Consider the following 17,247-nt stretch of genomic DNA (forward strand, 5'->3'; position numbering starts at 1 on the left):
AAATACTTTTTATCCTATTATACCAAACAGTTAATGGAAAATTATGATATTTTAAACAGAAAAAAATAGGTGCCAGAGTTCTGACACCTATTTCTTCACCATCAATTTTCCTTCATAATCATTCATCGTCTTTATTTCAACGCCTTTATAGTAATGGGCGACGATATCTGTATATTTCTTTCCTTCTGCTGCCATGCCGTTCGCCCCGTATTGACTCATACCAACGCCGTGACCGAAGCCTTTCGTCGTAACGATGATTTTATCCCCTTGTTGTTTCCACGTGAAATCAGAAGAACGTAAATCTAACTTTTCACGAACTTCTTTTCCCGTTAATGTTTTTCCTTGAAAAGCTACATCCTTTACGCGCTTTCCTTCCGTAAGGTCTTTAATGTTTCCAACCTTCCCGTCTGCTAGCACTTTCACACCGAGACGTTTTTGAAAATCAGCTACTGTAAATGTTTGCTCGCTCGTAAACTTTGGAGAGGCTTGATCCCACGGACTATCTACACTTTTCAAGTACGGATAATCATTTCCCCAATAGTCAGCTGCATTTTCTGTTCGACCATTACTCGTTGAAAAGAAGGATGCTGAAATTGGTTTTCCATCATACGTTAAAACTTGTCCTGCTGTTTTCGAAACAGCTTCTTCGATTTTCTTCAAATTATTTTCGTAGTTATTGCCCCATTGCTTCTTCAATTCATCTTTGCTTTTGTACACTTGATCTTTCACCGTATCTGTCACGTCTGCATTATTTTTCTTTCCTCCGCTTAGCATACGTTGTACTACAAATGTTCTTGCTGCTAATGCCTGTGCCTTTAGTGCCTCTATTTCAAAACTGGCATTCATCTCAGAAGCTACTACACCGGTCACATACTCCTCCATAGGTAATGATTCTACCTTCTTTTGTTTCTCACGATATACAGCAACTTGAACCGCTGTATCTACTTTTCCTGGAGCTGGTATACTTTCTATCGCTGGAGGAGTTTTAGAGGCCGTTTCTTCCCCTACTTTTGCTTTCGCAAATGGGATAACAAGGGCTGCAGGTACAATGATAACGAGCGCTATTAAGAGCGCTACTGTAATAAAAAGTGGCTTTGAAAATTTCATCCTATTTTTCCCCCAATATAAAAGCTTTACTCCATTCATTCTTATGGAACAACTCTTTCTTTTAGAACACACTTAAGGGGAAGAGCATAAAACGGAAATTTTCTAAATATTTTTACTGGTACGTGCATAAGTATAGAATTTATTGACTATAACAGTAATAACCCAAAAAAAATAGCCCCTATGTCAAAAGACATAGAGACTATTTCAATTAAGCGTGAAGATCAGAAACTTCTTGTTCTTTCACTTCTTCTACTTTTTCGTTTACACGTTCAATAGTTGCACCTAATGCAGCTAATTTCTTATGGAAATCTACATAACCACGGTCAAGATGTTTTAACTCAGTTACACGAGTATAACCTTCTGATACTAAACCAGCTAAGATTAATGCAGCTGCAGCACGTAAATCAGTTGCGCCTACTTCAGCACCTTGTAAGCTGTTTGGACCGTTCATAATAACAGAACGACCTTCAATTTTAATATCAGCATTCATACGACGGAATTCTTCAACGTGCATAAAGCGGTTTTCGAATACCGTTTCTGTAATCATGCTTGTTCCATCAGCTTGTAGTAATAATGCCATCATTTGTGATTGCATGTCTGTTGGGAAACCTGGGTGAGGCATAGTTTTAATATCAACCGCTTTTAACTTATCTGGGCCGATAACACGTACACCTTCGTTTTCCTCAATAATTTTAACACCCATTTCTTCCATTTTCGCTGTAATTGAGCGTAAATGTTCAGGTACAGCATTTTCAATTAAGATGTCTCCACCAGTAATTGCTGCTGCAACCATGAATGTTCCCGCTTCAATACGGTCAGGAATAATAGAGTGGTTTGCACCATATAATTTATCAACGCCTTCGATACGAATCGTTCCAGTTCCAGCTCCGCGTACTTTCGCTCCCATCGCATTTAAGAAGTTAGCTAAGTCAACGATTTCTGGTTCTTTCGCTGCGTTTTCAAGAATTGTTGTCCCTTTTGCTAATGTAGCTGCAGACATAATGTTTTCTGTCGCGCCTACGCTTGGGAAGTCTAAGTAGATTTTAGCTCCTTTTAGTTCTCCCTCAACATATGCCTCAACAAAACCGTTACCAACCTGTACTTTTGCTCCCATTGCTTCGAAGCCTTTTAAATGTTGGTCAATTGGACGTGAACCGATTGCACATCCACCAGGAAGTGCAATACGAGCACGACCATTACGTGCTAATAATGGTCCCATTACTTGAACAGATGCACGCATTTTACGTACATATTCAAATGGTGCTTCAATGTTTAGTTCTTTAGAAGAATCGATTGTTACTTGATTATTTTCAAATACGACTTCAGCATTTAAATGACGTAATACCTCATTAATTGTGTATACATCAGACAAAACTGGTACTTCAGATAGTACATTCTTTCCATCACTCGCTAATAGGGCTGCAGCGATTATAGGTAATACAGCATTTTTTGCGCCCTCAACACGCACTGTGCCGTTTAACCGCTTTCCGCCACGGACGATGATCTTTTCCAAATTATTCCCCTCCGTGTCCTTTTTTCAGTATCTATTCACTCAATACTCAGAAGTTATGATCGGTGTGCCAACCACAATTGTATCTTTGTTGTCTGTAGAACGTATTGCTATTTGCACATTTATTTTCTCTCTATTTGTTGAAAGAGCGTCATCCCACTTTTTATTGTATGCGGAGACTGACACAAATGCTCTTTCTTCTACTTGTTCGATCGCTCTTGCTGAAAGATCTTTCAAAACCTGATTGGTTTTATTTTGCAAAACACCTTCAATCTTATCATTCAGTACACCTTGAACACAAGTGTAAATTATAGGTTTTTCACTAAAAATTTTATTTACTTTTTGAACATACTTCGGGTCCCATTTCGCCCCACTTACTTCAAAGATAATGAAAGTGTTTTCTTTAGTATTTTCTTTACTCCAAGTTACTACTACTCGTTCTTCATGAGAAGCAAACTTTTTATAGGATGTAGCTTTATATCCATCTGGAGATTGCTCTACTTCCCACTTTTGAATATTTGCCTTGTCCTTCACATCGTTTAACAACTTTTGAAACGTATGTATATTAGAAATTGTTTTTGTTTCTCTAGCTAACCATGACCATTTTTCTACTTTAGCATCATTTTTCTCTAAAGCCTTAATCATGCTCTCCATTTTCTGTTCATCGCTTATCGGTTTCATCTCTCTATATCCAACCAAAAATAAAACAACACTAAGTGCAACAATAAGAATGGCTTTAAGCTTCAATTTCATCCCCTCCTATCCCCATTGTTAACGGAGATTTGAGGTTCTATACACTTACTTTACTAAATACGTTAAACTCTTCGAATAGCCTAAATAATCAAGGAAAAAGTTACTTACAGATGTCCCAATTGCAATTGTAATTAAGATGAGTAATACTCGCGTCTGCAGCACTTTTCCGGACTTCATTAAACGCTCAATGTGAATACCTTGCAAAGCCCACCACGTAATGGTAATAAACAATAAATGCGAAACAATGGCAATCAGTGCTTGTTGCCCTAAAAGTTGTGCCAAAAAATCGACCCCTTTTTACTCAGCTACTACTTATGAAAGAATATAAAAACGATACCATAATAAGTAGGAGCCACACTTTTTCAAATGCACATAGACATCTTACATTTTACATCGTGATTTTCTTTCAAAAAACGTATATCTACATTACAAGTTAACACAAAATAAAAAGCGCAGAGTACTGACTCCACACCTTTTATTTTCACTATTGTACCACGTTCCCTAAGAAGAAGAAATCTTTCATTAATGGAAAATATTCATAAAAGAAATTGTACCCAATCATCGGCATAATCCCTAGTATTACAATCGAAATTGCACAAAGGCTCATAACAACCTTTATATTTAATGGTAACCGTATCCTCTCTTCTGTCTCTCCGGTGCGGAAAAACATTTGTTGTAAAATACGGAAATAATATACGAATGAAACAACTGTCGTACCCATCATAATCGAAGCTAGTACGTAATGTGCTGGCTCTACATGAAGCGCGCCTAAAAAGATGTTAATCTTTCCAATGAAGCCAGCCGTCCCTGGTATCCCGGCCAGCGATAAAATAAAGATTGTCATCATGATCGCTGCAAATGGTGATTTCTTATATAATCCGGTGAAAATCGTTATATTTTCCTTATCGTTTTGTAAGATTAAACCGTGGATAATGGCAAACGCGCCTATATTCATAAGCATGTATGCCAACATATAAAACCACATGCTATCCAGCGTAAATGGTGATAATGCCACAAGTGGAACGAGCAAATACCCAGCATGCGCAATGCCTGAATAAGCAAATAAACGTTTTACGTTGTATTGTTTTAACGCGACTACATTCCCAACAATCATCGTAATACTTGCTAGCACCGCAATATATATACTCATATGCCCATATAAAGATTGCATATCTCCTTGTATTAATACACTTGCAAAAACCATAAGGAACAAACGAATAATGAGTAGGAACCCAGCAATTTTAGAAATCGTTCCAAGAAAGGCAGTAACAGGTGTAGTCGCTCCTTCATACACATCAGGTGCCCACATATGAAACGGCACTGTGGCAATTTTAAATGAGAGACCGACTAGCAATAAAAGAAATGCCAGAGCTAGCAATAACTGAATACCACTAGCGAGCTCCCCAGTGAGTACCTTTTGCATATCTACAATGTTAGTTGAACCTGTAATACCGTATAAATAACTCATTCCGAAGAGCGTGATCGCCGTTCCAATTCCTCCGCTAATGACATATTTCATTGCCGCTTCATTTGATGCACGGTTCTTTTTTCGTATTCCTACTAAAATATAAGAAGAAAGTGAAAGTAACTCTAAACCAACGAAAAGGGTGATAAAGTCAACACTAGAAGCCATGAACATCGCACCAAGAAGTGCCATTAAAAATAAGTAATAATATTCGCCCTTATCTTCAATCGGATTCTTCTTATCATCGCTCATTGCGATGCATAAAATGAGAGCTGAGGCGCCTAATAACAACGTTTTAAACCCTTTTGAAAATCCATCTAACACAAACGATCCATTTAAAATATCTCCAGCTGGTTCGCTATATAGCGTAATTAATGACACAATTGCTAATACGATGGCAGCGATCGCACCAAGAGCTACATATCTATGGTTCAGCTTAAAAAACAAATCACATATGGACAGAAGGATGGCGGCCCCGAGAATAATAAATTCTGGCACCATTAGATGCCACGATAAGCTAAGTAACGTATTCATATCCATCCTACTTCACCCCCAATGTTTTCAATGTATTTTGAAGCGGATCCCCTAGTATCTCTGGCATAACTCCAATTGCAATAATACAAAAGATAAGTAGTAAAACAGGGACATACTCCCATCCATGTATATCAGATTTTGCTTCCCACTCTTTCTTTCCGAATGTCACTTGAAGTGTCGCCCTTAATACATATACAGCGGTTAAAATGATGCCAATCACACCGACTGCAGCAATGACGGGCTCTCCTTGAAATAAACCGAGAAAGGCAAGAAATTCACTAACAAACCCAGACATCCCTGGTAATCCAAGCGATGCCATTCCTCCTGCTAAGAAGAAGCCGCTAAGTACTGGGACACTTTTTGCGAGTCCACCAAGCGCTGTAATTTCTGATGTTCCGAAACGTTGTTCTATAACACCGAGTAAGAAAAACAGTAAGGCTGCAATTAAACCGTGCGATACAACCTGGAATAACGCCCCTTGTGTACCCGGTGCATTAAGTGACGCAAGTCCCATTAACACAATTCCCATATGCGAAATACTAGAGTAAGCCAGTACTTTCCTAAAGTCCGTTTGGATGAGCGCTAAAAAGGCACCGTACAATAAATTAATTACACCTAATATCGCAATTAGCGTTGCAACATCGTGAAAATATTCCGGGAATAGCCCTTTTCCGAAGCGAATAATACCGTACGCTCCAATCTTTAGCAAAACACCAGCATGAAGCATAACTACAGCTGGATGCGCTTCTATGTGCACATTGACCATCCAACGGTGCAACGGAAAAACAGGTAGTTTAATTGCAAAGGCAATCATTATGGAAATAAATACACCAAGCTGCAAGCTACTTGGGATGATGAGTTCTCCTTCTGCACTTACACTTCTTAATATCTCTTTCAGCTCCACAATATTTGTTGTACCTGTTTTCGCGAACAAAATTGAGAAAACAATGAGCAAAATAGCTGAGCCAATACCGTTATATATTAAATAACTATACGCAGCCTTTTCGCTCGATAATTTCCCCCACTTCCCAATCAATAAGAACATTGGTGGCAACGTAATTTCAAAGAAGATAAAAAACAACATTAGATTTTGAGCAGCAAAGACGCCGAGCATCCCTATTTCTAGCATGAGTAACAGCATATAAAATGCTTTTAAATTTCTTTTAATAGAAAAGGCTGCAATTGCTGCGAGCATCGCTAGAAGAGCCGTCAGCACCATCATAACAAGCGACAAACCATCAATACCGAGCTCGTAATAAATAGAAAACCACCTTTTATCCACCGCTGTAAAATCTCCGAACTTAATCCATTTCACCTTTTCATCAAATAGTGACAAGCTCTTTCCAGAAGCATATGTACAAGCGAGGACGATAGCGATTCCAAATGGAAGTGCCGTCCCAAATAAGCCAAGCGCCCGCACTGTACGCAATTCCTTTTTCGGTGTTAATACAAGCAATAAAATTCCTAAAAGCGGGGAAAAAATGAAGAACGTTAACAACAAATCATTCATCGTAAATCCCCTCCTGTATAGAGCAAAATAATGACGAGTACAGCGAGCGAAACCGCCGTTACAGTACCGTACACTTGTACATTCCCGTTTTGAAGTTTCGACCCAAGATTACTTGTACCTTTAACTACGCTTCCAATTAAAACTGCAATTCCCTCGACTACATACACTTCAAATAAGCGAAGCACATGAGCGATTCCTTTTGTAATAGGGATCACCGTCATGTTGTATAGTTCATCCACATAATATTTTTCTTTCAAAAGATTATAAAGCGAGGTTTCCGTACCCCCAGCCCAATCTCTAGAAATTGATTTCTTGCCATATATGAAATACGCAAGAGCGATTCCCGCAAATGAAACGAGCGTCGCAACAATCATAATCCAAACTGGCCCATGCGCTTCTTCAACCTTGAACCCTACATCTTTCGTCAACCAATCTCCGAGAAACGTACCGAACCATGGTGTATTTATATATCCTGCCACTACTGCGAGAACGCCGAGAACAATCATTGGATACGTCATAACGCGGGGCGACTCATGAACATCTTCCTTCGTCTTCGTTTCTCCGGTAAAGACAAGAAAGTATAGGCGGAACATATAAAACGCTGTTAAAAACGCCGCAATTACTGCTAAAGTAAATAAAACGTAATTGCCATTCATCCAAGTCGCCGCTAAAATTTCATCTTTGCTGAAAAAACCGGAAAGGAGCGGAACACCGCTAATGGCAAGGGTACCTATTAGAAATAGCGTACCAGTTACTTTCATCTTCTTCTGTAAACCGCCCATTTTATTAATGTTTTGCGTATGCACTGCATGAATTACACTTCCTGCTGCCAAAAATAGTAGTGCTTTAAAAAAAGCATGTGTCGTTAAATGGAAGACACCGGCTACATAACCTGCAGAACCTAACGCAAGCATCATATATCCAAGCTGGCTAACTGTAGAATAAGCAAGTACTCTCTTTATATCTGTTTGCACGAGACCGATAGAGGCCGCAAAGATTGCAGTGAAAGCTCCAACGATTGCCACGGTCTGCATCGCCACTGTACTTGCTGAAAATAGAGGGAACATCGTCGCTACTAAATATACGCCTGCTGCAACCATCGTCGCGGCGTGAATAAGTGCCGAAACAGGCGTTGGCCCCTCCATTGCATCTGGCAACCACGTATGAAGCGGGAACTGACCTGATTTCCCCATCGCCCCGATAAAAATTAATATCGCTGTTATCGTAATCATGTAAGGAGGTAAATCCCCTGTATAAATCGCCCTAAATATTGCGTCATATTCAAAACTACCTACGTACCAAAAAATTAAAATCATCCCGATAAATAAACCAACATCTCCAATACGGGTCATAATAAAAGCCTTTTTTGCAGCAGCCTTCGCTTCTTCTTTAAAGAAATAAAAACCGATAAGTAAAAATGAGCCAAGGCCAACTAATTCCCAAAATATATAAAGCTGTAATAAATTCGTTGATATAACAAGCCCTAACATCGCAAATGTAAAGAGTCCTAAATATGCGTAAAAGGTTGGTAATCGTTCATCACCTTTCATATAACCTTTCGAATACACATGTACAAGCAGACTCACAAGCGTAACGATAAATAACATTAAAGTTCCTAATGCAGTCACCTCAAAGCCGAATGATATATCCACATCTCCAGCTCTAAGCCACACCCACTTATGCTTCACGCTTGCTTCTGAAAACCTTTCTATTAACACAAGTACCGCAAGTACAAAGGAGAGAAAGACGAAAAAAATACTAAGTACGCTGCTTCCTTCTCTAATTTTCTTCCCGAATATAATAAGTAACAAAAACGAAACGAGTGGGAAAAGCGGTATGAGCCATGCATAATCGATCATTGTTTCCTTCCCCCTTTTTCGGTCACAATGCTATCCTTTGAGCGTATCCATTTCATCTACCTGAACTGTCGTACGATTACGATACAAAGCAATTAAAATAGCGAGTCCTACCGCCGCTTCTGCTGCCGCTACAGCCATCGTAAACAGTGAGAAAATTTGACCTGTTAAATTCGGAAATAGGCCTAATTTACTAAACGCCACTAAGTTTAAATTGGCAGCATTCAGCATTAATTCGATACAAACTAATACGATTACTGTATTCCGCTTTGTTAAAGCTCCAAATAGACCGATGCAAAACAAAATAATCGCAAGTGTTAAATATGCAGAAGCCGGAACGCTACTCATTGGAATCCTCCTCTTTCTCGTCCTTTTTCGCAAGTATAATCGCGCCAACGAGTGCTACAAGTAAAATAACTGAAGTTAGTTCAAATGGAATAATATATTTTGAATAGAGAAGCGTACCGATTTGAAGTGTGTTGTTTTCATGGAGAGGTAAACTTCCTTGTGTGCTTTCATTTGCAAAATCAACATTATTAACAGCGAAATACATAACCGCTCCAAATACTACAACTGCAAAGAAGATAATCCATTTTCGAAGAGTAAGACGCGATTCATTTTCCGCGTTATGTTTCGTTAACATAATGCCGAAAATCATAATAATTGTGATTGCACCAGAGTAAAGTAAAATTTGTGCAACGCCTATAAATTCAGCTGATAAAAGAAAATACAAACCTGCAATGCTGAGAAATGTCAGAACGAGAGCTAGCATCATGTGCATAACTTTCGTTAAGTTCAACATAAGAACACCGCCGATAATTGCAGACAAGGATAGTATAAAGAATGCTACAAACTCGCCATTCATGCCTTATTCTCCTTCCTGACGTTTTCGTCGTTTTCGTCAAGCCACTGCAAATTTTTAAATAAGTCATCACGTGAATATTCCGCGAGTTCAAAGTTATTTGTCATGACAATTGCCTCTGTCGGGCAAACTTCTGTACATAAATCACAAAGAATACAAATTTCAAAATTAATATCATACGTGTCGATAATTTTTCCTTTTTTCGTAGGATCTGGATGTTTCTTTCCTGTTAACTGAATACAGTCTGTCGGACAAATGTTAGAGCATTGATTACAAACAATACATTTCTCCGGATAAAATTTTTGAATCCCCCGAAAACGGTCTGGCAACGGCAACGGCTGATTTGGATAATCATACGTTACCTTCTTCTTGCTCAAATTACTTAATGTATATTTTAATCCTTTAAATAGTCCTTTCATCTCTTACTGGCACCCCCCTCATAGATTAGAAGAATAACTCCTTAATCAATGCCGTTAAGAAAATATTTGCAAGTGCAATCGGCAATAATACTTTCCACCCAAACTCCATTAACTGGTCACCTCTTATACGCGGGAACGTAACGCGGAACCAAATTAATAGAAAGACTACACTGCTAAATTTCAAAGCAAACCATACGGCACCTGGGATAAATCCAAGAAACATGACTGGATTCCATCCTCCTAAAAAGAGCACTGTAATTAACGATGCCATCCCGAAGAAATATACGTACTCTGAAAGCATGAAAAACGCCCAGCGAAAACCTGAGTATTCCGTATGGTATCCAGAAACAAGTTCTGACTCCGCTTCTGGCAAATCGAATGGCGTCCTATTTAACTCTGCAACTGCTGCGATTAAGAAAACGACGAAGCCAATTGGCTGTACGAAAATGTACCAAACCTTCTCCTGCGCCGCTACAATCTCATTTAAATTCAGGCTACCAGCTAACAAAACGATACCAATTACACTCATTACGAGCGGAATCTCATAAGAAATCATTTGCGCCGCCGCACGCATCCCTCCTAAAAGGGAATATTTATTATTCGATGCCCATCCCCCAGTTACAACACCTATCGTCGTAATACCGGAAACAGCAATATAATAAAGTAGCCCGACTCCAATATCTGCAAATTGAAATTTATCAGTGAACGGGATAACTGCAAGCACCATAAATGCTGGTGCAAATGCAATGACAGGCGCTAATATAAACAGCGGTTTATCTGCTGCTTTCGGAATACTATCTTCTTTCAATAATAGTTTTAAAACATCAGCTACCGTTTGCAGTAAACCGAATCGGCCTCCAACCTGGTTTGGTCCAATCCGCCCTTGCATAAACCCCATCACTTTCCGTTCTGCCAAGATTCCATATGTAACGAAGCCAAGGACTGCAAATAGTAGAAGCACCGCTAATCCGAAAAAAATGAAGAAATTCGTCCAGCTTGAAGGTGATTGTAAGAGCGTCTCAATCATTAGCCATCAACCTCCCCAAGTACAATATCAACTCCACCTAAAATCGTAATTAAATTAGCGATGTTTTCACCTTTTAATAACTTCGGTAAAATTTGCAAGTTATAAAAAGATGGTCTACGAAACTTCAAACGGTACGGCTCTTTCTTTCCATCACTTGCGATATAACAACCAATCTCTCCGCGCGGCGATTCTATACGTACGAACGCTTCTCCCTTAGGTGCCTTAATAATTTTCGGTACTTTTGCCAGCACAGCTCCATCTTTCGGGAACTGTTGAACTGCTTGCTCAACAATCTTTAAAGACTCCTCGATTTCTTGCATTCGGCAAACGTAGCGATCCCAAGCATCTCCCACACTTCCAACAGGAATATCAAAATCAAAACGATCATAAATCGAATATGGCTCATCTTTGCGAAGATCCCAGTTTACTCCAGTGCACCGCAAATTTGCTCCGCTTAAAGAATACGAAATCGCTTCTTCCGCGCTATATATACCAACGCCTTTCACACGATTTAAGAAAATCTCATTACCGCTAACAAGATCATGATAACCTGCCAATTGCTCTCTCATATACGGAACAAACTCTTCCACCTTTTCAATCCAACCATCTGGCGCATCCCACTTCACACCACCAACTCTCATATAGTTAAAAGTAAGCCGTGCCCCGCATAATTCATTTAATAAATTTATAATCATCTCTCGTTCACGAAACGCGTACAGAAACGGGCTGACCGCTCCTATATCAAGAAGATTCGTCCCCCACCAAACGAGATGGCTTGCAATTCTTCCTAGCTCCATCGCAAGTACTCGCAAGTATTCGGCACGCTCTGGAATTTCAAGCCCCATCATCGTCTCTACAGCATGGCAAATGACGTAATTATTCGTCATGGCTGATAAATAGTCCATTCGATCTGTATAAGGAATAATTTGCGTATACTGTAAGCTCTCAGCAATCTTTTCCGTCCCGCGATGCAAATACCCAATAACCGGTGTAGCTTCTTTAATAATTTCCCCGTCAATCTTAATTACGAGCCTGAACACACCATGTGTACTCGGATGCTGAGGTCCTACATTCAAAAGCATCTCTTCCGTGCGGATCATAGCTACACCTCCACATCATACGGTTCATAGTCTTTTCTAAGCGGATATCCTACCCAATCATCTGGCATTAAAATACGCGTTAAATTCGGATGCCCTTTAAATACAATGCCTAGCAAATCGTACGCTTCTCTCTCCGGCCAGTCAGCCCCTTTCCAAAGCGCTGTCACAGACTCGACTTGCGGCGCTTCCCGGTCTAGTTTTACCTTCACCGCTACCGATTGTTTCTTGCCATATGAAAACAAATGAACATACACTTCCATATGTGTCACAAAATCCGTCGCATGTAGCTCTGACATATAATCAAAAGCAAGTCCCTCATGGAATCGCAGTGACTCCATCACTTCATAATATTTTGCGGGATCCACCACAAGAGTTGGCACATCCTTTGACAATTTATTAATATAGGAATCTACTAATGCACCCTCTCCTAACTTCTCCCTAATAGCCTCAACATACTGATTTAAATGCGGTTGATTTACGGACGGTTCTTCCTGCTTCGGCTCCTCCTCTTTCTTACCTTCAGCTCCCTTTGTCTTCGCTCTTGCAGCCGCTGCTGCTTTCGCTTTTGCCGCTGCAATTGCCTTGGCCTTTTCATCTCCCGAATCCCCATCACCTTGCGAGGCTTTCTGCTTCGCTAATGCTGCCGCTTTTGCCTTGGCCGCCGCCACCGCCTTCGCCTTGGCTTTCGCTTTTTCTTCTTCCGTTACTTCTTCTGTCCCTTCTCTTTTCTGTTTCGCTAACGCTGCCGCTTTTGCTTTTGCAGCTGCTGCCGCCTTCGCCTTGGCTTTCGCTTTTTCTTCTTTTGTTACTTCTTCTGTTCCTTCTCTTTTCTGCTTCGCTAACGCTGCCGCTTTTGCTTTTGCTGCCGCTGCTGCCTTCGCTTTCGCTTTTTCTTCTTCCGTTACTTCTTCTGTCCCTTCTCTTTTCTGTTTCGCTAACGCTGCCGCTTTTGCTTTTGCTGCCGCTGCTGCCTTCGCCTTCACTTTCGCTTTCGCTTTTTCTTCTTCCGTTACTTCTTCTGTTCCTTCTCTTTTCTGCTTCGCTAACGCTGCCGCACGTCGCTTTGCTTCTTCTATAGTAATATCTTCATTTTTTGGTAGCGCTTTCTCTTTTTCTTGATCTTCTGCCTCAAGCTCACTTATTTCCGCCCCGTGTTTCTCTACAAGGCGTTTTCTCGCTTCTTCTTTTGCACGCCTAGCTGCTTCTTTTTTCAAATCCTCTAAATCTTTGTTTGGATTACTCATTTATTCGTCACCTGCTTCCCGGTCTTTGCTTCGTAACGAATTTTTTCTTTTAATTTATTAATTCCATAAATTAAAGCAGCCGGATTTGGGGGACAACCAGGAATATACACATCAACTGGTACGATTTGGTCTACACCTTTCACAACAGCATATGAATTTACATACGGACCACCTGCTGTCGCACAAGATCCCATCGCAATAACCCATTTCGGTTCAGGCATTTGATCATATAAACGCCGAACAATAGGAGCCATCTTCTTCGTTACTGTTCCCGATACAATCATGACGTCCGATTGCCTTGGTGAAGTTCGAAAAAATGACCCAAATCGATCTAAATCATAATGTGATGAGCCTACTCCCATCATTTCAATTGCACAGCACGCCAGTCCGAATGTCATCGGCCATAAAGAATTGCTCCTCGCCCATCCTTTCAACTGTTCCAATGTAGAAAAAAAGATATTTCGTTCTAATTCTGCTCGCTCATTTGGATGTAATTCCTCAAAATTTATAACCATTGTAACACCTTCTTTTTCCAAGCATACGCTAATCCAACTAGCAACATTACAACAAAGATGAGCATCTCAATTAATGCAAATAAACCTAGCTTGTCATACGCAACAGCCCAAGGATATAAAAATAAAGTTTCTACATCAAAGATCACAAACAATAAAGCGAAAATATAATAACGAGCATGAAACCGAATATTTGCATCGTGAAAAGGCTCAATTCCACTCTCATACGTCGTCGCCTTTGCTGCACTTGGTTTATTTGGGCGCAGCATCCTTCCTAATGTAAGAGCCACTACCGGCAGCAATATACCTAATAGCAAGAAAATCAAAACGATCATATAACTATTTTCATATACACTTGCCATTGTGAAACCCTCCCCCCCTAAATTAAGAACAAGTTCACATAGTAAACAATATGTCCTAGTTGCAGTAATTATTATTTTTAAATTTTTCTAAATAATGCAACTATTCTAATCATTATAGCAAACTTCAAATTCCTATGTCGATATGTTGGGAGACAGAAACAAGAATTATTAAAATCTATCTTTACAACTTGCTATAATTGTGCAAAATAAATATAAAACTTATATATGCTTTTCAAGGAACCGTAGGTGATATAAATGAAAAAACAAACACATGTAAGTATTCTTATAAGCATTGTATTGCTGTCCATAACGCTTCACTACGTAGCGATGCCTTTTCTATATGAATACTCATTTCCTTTTCAGCTATTAATCGGAACGAGTACCCTATTAATTGATATTATCGCTTGTAGTTATATTCTTTACTTTTCAAACATGAAAGAAGGGCTACCTCGTTTATTTTGGATCATATTATCTGTTGGAGCTCTCTCTTATTTTATCGGTGATATAGTCGTTGCCTATCAGCGTTTAATTGTAAAGGACTTCTATACGTTCGTTGATCCGTCTGATTTTTTTTACTTACTTTTTTTAGTTAGTTTTGCCTTTGCCTTTCTATACGAAATCATTTACAACCGAGATTTATTAGAAAAACTTTTTATGCTATGTGATATTTGTATTATCGTTACAGCCCAATTTACTTTAAGTTACTACTTACTTATTGAACGAACCATTCACATCTTTACAACATCCTATATCGACATATTTGTTCAACTTACCTATCCAATGGCTGATTTACTCTTTCTCTTAATAGGAATCAATCTTTTATTCAAACCACTATCCTTATTACCTAAAAAGGTTGGTGCGCTTCTTGGCAGTGCTTTAATTTTATATGCTACTACCGATGCGATTTATGCTTATATAAAATACTTCATACCAGAGTATTCTATGTTTACAGTTACTCCTTTCTATCAAGTAACCTTAGTACTAGTAGCAATTGCCTGTATTCTCCATACAAAAGAACCTGAAAAACAAGAACAAGTACTACTAACACTTAAAATTGGTGAAGCAATCCGATTATCATTACCGTATATTTCGGTAGTAATGCTTATTGTTTTTATATTAGTCGAATACGTTTTTGCGCCTATTATAGTAATCGGACTGATAATAACTTTCTCTTTCGTTCTCATACGTCATAGTTTAGTTCGAAAACAAAATAAAATATTATTGCTAGCTCAAATGCAATTCAACTCAGAACTCGAGAAACAAATTGAACTACGTACAGAAGATTTAGTAGAACAGAAAAATGAACTCTATCATAATCAACAAATGTTTAAATCTTTATACGAGCATCATCCAGATCCAATCTTCACATTAGATTTGTACGGTAATTTTCTCAAAGTAAATAACGCTGGTACTACTTTACTCGGTTATCAAACGAATGAATTATTAAACCAGCCTTACTACTCACTCATATACGAAGAAGATTTAGAAGAAATGATTAACGCCTTTCATCGTGTAAAAAAGGGATATTCTATCTCTTTAGAAATACGGGCGTACCATAAAAACAGAGATATTTACTACTTGCACGTTACCGCCGTACCGATCTTTTTAAAGGAGAAAATTTCTGGAGTTTATTTAATGATTAAAGATATTACGGAAAGCAAACAACAACAAGAACAAATTAATTTCCTAGCATACCATGATACTTTAACAGAGCTTGCAAATCGTCGTGCATTTCATAAACATTTAGAACAGGCAATTGCACGAGCAAAAGTATCGAAAAAGTCTTTTGCTGTTATGTTTCTCGACCTAGACCGTTTTAAAGTTATTAATGATACCCTCGGTCATCGAGTAGGAGACCTATTGCTTATCGCAGTAGCAAAAAGGCTCGAAAGAATATCAACATCAAATATGAAACTCGCGCGGCTAGCTGGAGATGAGTTCACAATCCTTATCGAGAATTACAAAAAAAAGCCAGATGTCCAAAAAATAGCTGATATGATTGTAGCGGCCATGAATGAGCCATTTGAAATCGAAAATCAACATTTACAAATCTCACCGAGTATCGGAATTGCAATATATCCTGAAGCAGGTGAAGATCCACTATCCATTTTGCAGCATGCTGATATGGCCATGTACGAAGCAAAGAATAAAGGAAAAAACGGTAGCTCTCTTTACACGAAAGAACTATATAAAAAAATGGAGCGAAAAGCTCGAATTGAAAAAGATTTGCCAATCGCTTTAGTAAACAAAGAATTTTATCTCGTTTATCAACCACAAATTGATACGACAACAAATAAAATTATCGGTGCTGAAGCTTTAATACGGTGGAAACACCCGCTATTAGGTGACATTTCACCATGTGAGTTTATTCCAATTGTAGAAGAGACGCCACAAGTAGTCCCACTTGGACATTGGGTATTACAAGAAGCTTGTCTCCAATTAAAAATATGGCATACCTTTGGCTACCAAAATTTAAAAATAAGTGTTAATTTATCTGCAAAAGAGTTCCGGCAAGATCAATTAATCGAAAACATTTCACAAATATTAAACGACGTGCAAGTCGATCCAAAATATGTAACCCTTGAGTTAACAGAAAGAATTGCAATGATTGACGAGAAAGAAACGTTATTAAGACTGAAGCAATTAAAAGAATACGGTATCCAAACTTCCATTGATGACTTCGGTACTGGGTATTCTTCTCTTGCTTATTTATCAATTTTTCCAATCGACACATTAAAAGTACCGAGAGAATTTACACAATTAGCTGATCATCGTCCTGAAGAACGAGCCATCGTTTCTACAATCCTTTCCCTCGCAAATACTTTAAATCTTTCAGTCGTTGCCGAAGGAATTGAAACCGAAAAACAGCTTAAGTTTCTGCAAAAACATAAATGTAAATATATGCAAGGTTACTATTTCAGTAAACCACTTACTAGCAATCAATTTATAAAGTTTCTACAAAAAAACCCCAGTATGAACAAATAAT

General features: G+C 38.8%; 16 protein-coding genes. 1 reads left to right on the forward strand and 15 read right to left on the reverse strand.

The window, feature by feature from the left end; genetic code table 11:
- Nucleotides 1-87 precede the first annotated feature (87 nt).
- The 15 genes from spoIID to nuoA form a co-directional block, all read right to left on the reverse strand.
- Nucleotides 88-1,107: a stage II sporulation protein D gene (gene spoIID, locus N2V79_RS25940; RefSeq protein ID WP_000672651.1), complete on the reverse strand. Its 1,020-nt coding sequence runs from the start codon at nucleotides 1,105-1,107 to the stop codon at nucleotides 88-90.
- A gap of 208 nt (nucleotides 1,108-1,315) precedes the next feature.
- Complete coding sequence (gene murA, locus N2V79_RS25945; protein ID WP_000411275.1) at nucleotides 1,316-2,620, reverse strand: UDP-N-acetylglucosamine 1-carboxyvinyltransferase; 1,305 nt, start codon at nucleotides 2,618-2,620, stop codon at nucleotides 1,316-1,318.
- 39 nt (nucleotides 2,621-2,659) lie between these two features.
- Nucleotides 2,660-3,364 carry a YwmB family TATA-box binding protein gene (locus tag N2V79_RS25950; RefSeq protein WP_000767913.1) on the reverse strand — a complete coding sequence of 235 codons (705 nt, stop codon included), beginning with the start codon at nucleotides 3,362-3,364 and terminating at the stop codon, nucleotides 2,660-2,662.
- Nucleotides 3,365-3,415: 51 nt separating this feature from the next.
- The gene (locus N2V79_RS25955; RefSeq protein ID WP_000057889.1) at nucleotides 3,416-3,652 is read right to left on the reverse strand and encodes a DUF1146 family protein; all 237 of its coding nucleotides are present in this window, start codon (nucleotides 3,650-3,652) and stop codon (nucleotides 3,416-3,418) included.
- A 202-nt stretch (nucleotides 3,653-3,854) separates the two neighbouring features.
- The gene (gene nuoN, locus N2V79_RS25960; RefSeq protein WP_053565464.1) at nucleotides 3,855-5,369 is read right to left on the reverse strand and encodes an NADH-quinone oxidoreductase subunit NuoN; all 1,515 of its coding nucleotides are present in this window, start codon (nucleotides 5,367-5,369) and stop codon (nucleotides 3,855-3,857) included.
- A gap of 7 nt (nucleotides 5,370-5,376) precedes the next feature.
- Nucleotides 5,377-6,879: an NADH-quinone oxidoreductase subunit M gene (locus N2V79_RS25965; protein ID WP_053563318.1), complete on the reverse strand. Its 1,503-nt coding sequence runs from the start codon at nucleotides 6,877-6,879 to the stop codon at nucleotides 5,377-5,379.
- Nucleotides 6,876-8,738, reverse strand: a complete 1,863-nt coding sequence (gene nuoL, locus N2V79_RS25970; RefSeq protein WP_340720313.1) for an NADH-quinone oxidoreductase subunit L — start codon at nucleotides 8,736-8,738, stop codon at nucleotides 6,876-6,878. The genes N2V79_RS25965 and nuoL overlap by 4 nt, the downstream gene beginning before the upstream one ends.
- 30 nt (nucleotides 8,739-8,768) lie before the next feature.
- On the reverse strand, nucleotides 8,769-9,083 hold the full coding sequence (nuoK, locus tag N2V79_RS25975; protein WP_000100079.1) for an NADH-quinone oxidoreductase subunit NuoK: 315 nt from the start codon (nucleotides 9,081-9,083) through the stop codon (nucleotides 8,769-8,771).
- Nucleotides 9,076-9,600 carry an NADH-quinone oxidoreductase subunit J gene (locus tag N2V79_RS25980; RefSeq protein ID WP_340720314.1) on the reverse strand — a complete coding sequence of 175 codons (525 nt, stop codon included), beginning with the start codon at nucleotides 9,598-9,600 and terminating at the stop codon, nucleotides 9,076-9,078. Before N2V79_RS25980 ends, nuoK begins: the two co-directional genes overlap by 8 nt.
- On the reverse strand, nucleotides 9,597-10,016 hold the full coding sequence (gene nuoI / locus N2V79_RS25985) for an NADH-quinone oxidoreductase subunit NuoI (RefSeq protein ID WP_000677191.1): 420 nt from the start codon (nucleotides 10,014-10,016) through the stop codon (nucleotides 9,597-9,599). The genes N2V79_RS25980 and nuoI overlap by 4 nt, the downstream gene beginning before the upstream one ends.
- Nucleotides 10,017-10,041: 25 nt before the next feature.
- The gene (gene nuoH / locus N2V79_RS25990; protein ID WP_000573426.1) at nucleotides 10,042-11,043 is read right to left on the reverse strand and encodes an NADH-quinone oxidoreductase subunit NuoH; all 1,002 of its coding nucleotides are present in this window, start codon (nucleotides 11,041-11,043) and stop codon (nucleotides 10,042-10,044) included.
- Nucleotides 11,043-12,143 carry an NADH-quinone oxidoreductase subunit NuoD gene (gene nuoD, locus N2V79_RS25995; protein WP_000621434.1) on the reverse strand — a complete coding sequence of 367 codons (1,101 nt, stop codon included), beginning with the start codon at nucleotides 12,141-12,143 and terminating at the stop codon, nucleotides 11,043-11,045. Before nuoD ends, nuoH begins: the two co-directional genes overlap by 1 nt.
- Before the next feature lie 2 nt (nucleotides 12,144-12,145).
- Nucleotides 12,146-13,387 carry an NADH-quinone oxidoreductase subunit C gene (locus N2V79_RS26000; protein WP_340720315.1) on the reverse strand — a complete coding sequence of 414 codons (1,242 nt, stop codon included), beginning with the start codon at nucleotides 13,385-13,387 and terminating at the stop codon, nucleotides 12,146-12,148.
- A complete protein-coding gene (nuoB, locus tag N2V79_RS26005; RefSeq protein WP_000236331.1) occupies nucleotides 13,384-13,902 on the reverse strand; it encodes an NADH-quinone oxidoreductase subunit NuoB in 519 nt (172 codons plus the stop codon). Before nuoB ends, N2V79_RS26000 begins: the two co-directional genes overlap by 4 nt.
- Entirely contained in the window at nucleotides 13,893-14,261 is a 369-nt protein-coding gene (nuoA, locus tag N2V79_RS26010) for an NADH-quinone oxidoreductase subunit NuoA (protein WP_000179273.1), read from the reverse strand. Before nuoA ends, nuoB begins: the two co-directional genes overlap by 10 nt.
- A gap of 255 nt (nucleotides 14,262-14,516) precedes the next feature.
- Here nuoA and N2V79_RS26015 point away from each other — a divergent pair, with 255 nt between their 5' ends.
- Entirely contained in the window at nucleotides 14,517-17,246 is a 2,730-nt protein-coding gene (locus N2V79_RS26015) for a putative bifunctional diguanylate cyclase/phosphodiesterase (RefSeq protein WP_144465596.1), read from the forward strand.
- Nucleotide 17,247: the final 1 nt, after the last annotated feature.

This window comes from Bacillus sp. CH_70 (assembly GCF_038007045.1).
GTDB lineage: Bacteria > Bacillota > Bacilli > Bacillales > Bacillaceae_G > Bacillus_A > Bacillus_A cereus.

Excerpts from the sequence above, each read along its gene's own strand:
- N2V79_RS25965 (WP_053563318.1), bottom strand. The coding sequence starts at position 6,879 with ATGAATGATTTGTTGTTAACGTTCTTCATTTTTTCCCCGCTTTTAGGA.
- nuoL (WP_340720313.1), bottom strand. The coding sequence starts at position 8,738 with ATGATCGATTATGCATGGCTCATACCGCTTTTCCCACTCGTTTCGTTT.
- nuoK (WP_000100079.1), bottom strand. The coding sequence starts at position 9,083 with ATGAGTAGCGTTCCGGCTTCTGCATATTTAACACTTGCGATTATTTTG.
- N2V79_RS26000 (WP_340720315.1), bottom strand. The coding sequence starts at position 13,387 with ATGAGTAATCCAAACAAAGATTTAGAGGATTTGAAAAAAGAAGCAGCT.
- nuoD (WP_000621434.1), bottom strand. The coding sequence starts at position 12,143 with ATGATCCGCACGGAAGAGATGCTTTTGAATGTAGGACCTCAGCATCCG.
- N2V79_RS25980 (WP_340720314.1), bottom strand. The coding sequence starts at position 9,600 with ATGAATGGCGAGTTTGTAGCATTCTTTATACTATCCTTGTCTGCAATT.
- spoIID (WP_000672651.1), bottom strand. The coding sequence starts at position 1,107 with ATGAAATTTTCAAAGCCACTTTTTATTACAGTAGCGCTCTTAATAGCG.
- nuoA (WP_000179273.1), bottom strand. The coding sequence starts at position 14,261 with ATGGCAAGTGTATATGAAAATAGTTATATGATCGTTTTGATTTTCTTG.
- nuoB (WP_000236331.1), bottom strand. The coding sequence starts at position 13,902 with ATGGTTATAAATTTTGAGGAATTACATCCAAATGAGCGAGCAGAATTA.
- nuoH (WP_000573426.1), bottom strand. The coding sequence starts at position 11,043 with ATGATTGAGACGCTCTTACAATCACCTTCAAGCTGGACGAATTTCTTC.
- N2V79_RS26015 (WP_144465596.1), top strand. The coding sequence starts at position 14,517 with ATGAAAAAACAAACACATGTAAGTATTCTTATAAGCATTGTATTGCTG.
- nuoN (WP_053565464.1), bottom strand. The coding sequence starts at position 5,369 with ATGAATACGTTACTTAGCTTATCGTGGCATCTAATGGTGCCAGAATTT.
- nuoI (WP_000677191.1), bottom strand. The coding sequence starts at position 10,016 with ATGAAAGGACTATTTAAAGGATTAAAATATACATTAAGTAATTTGAGC.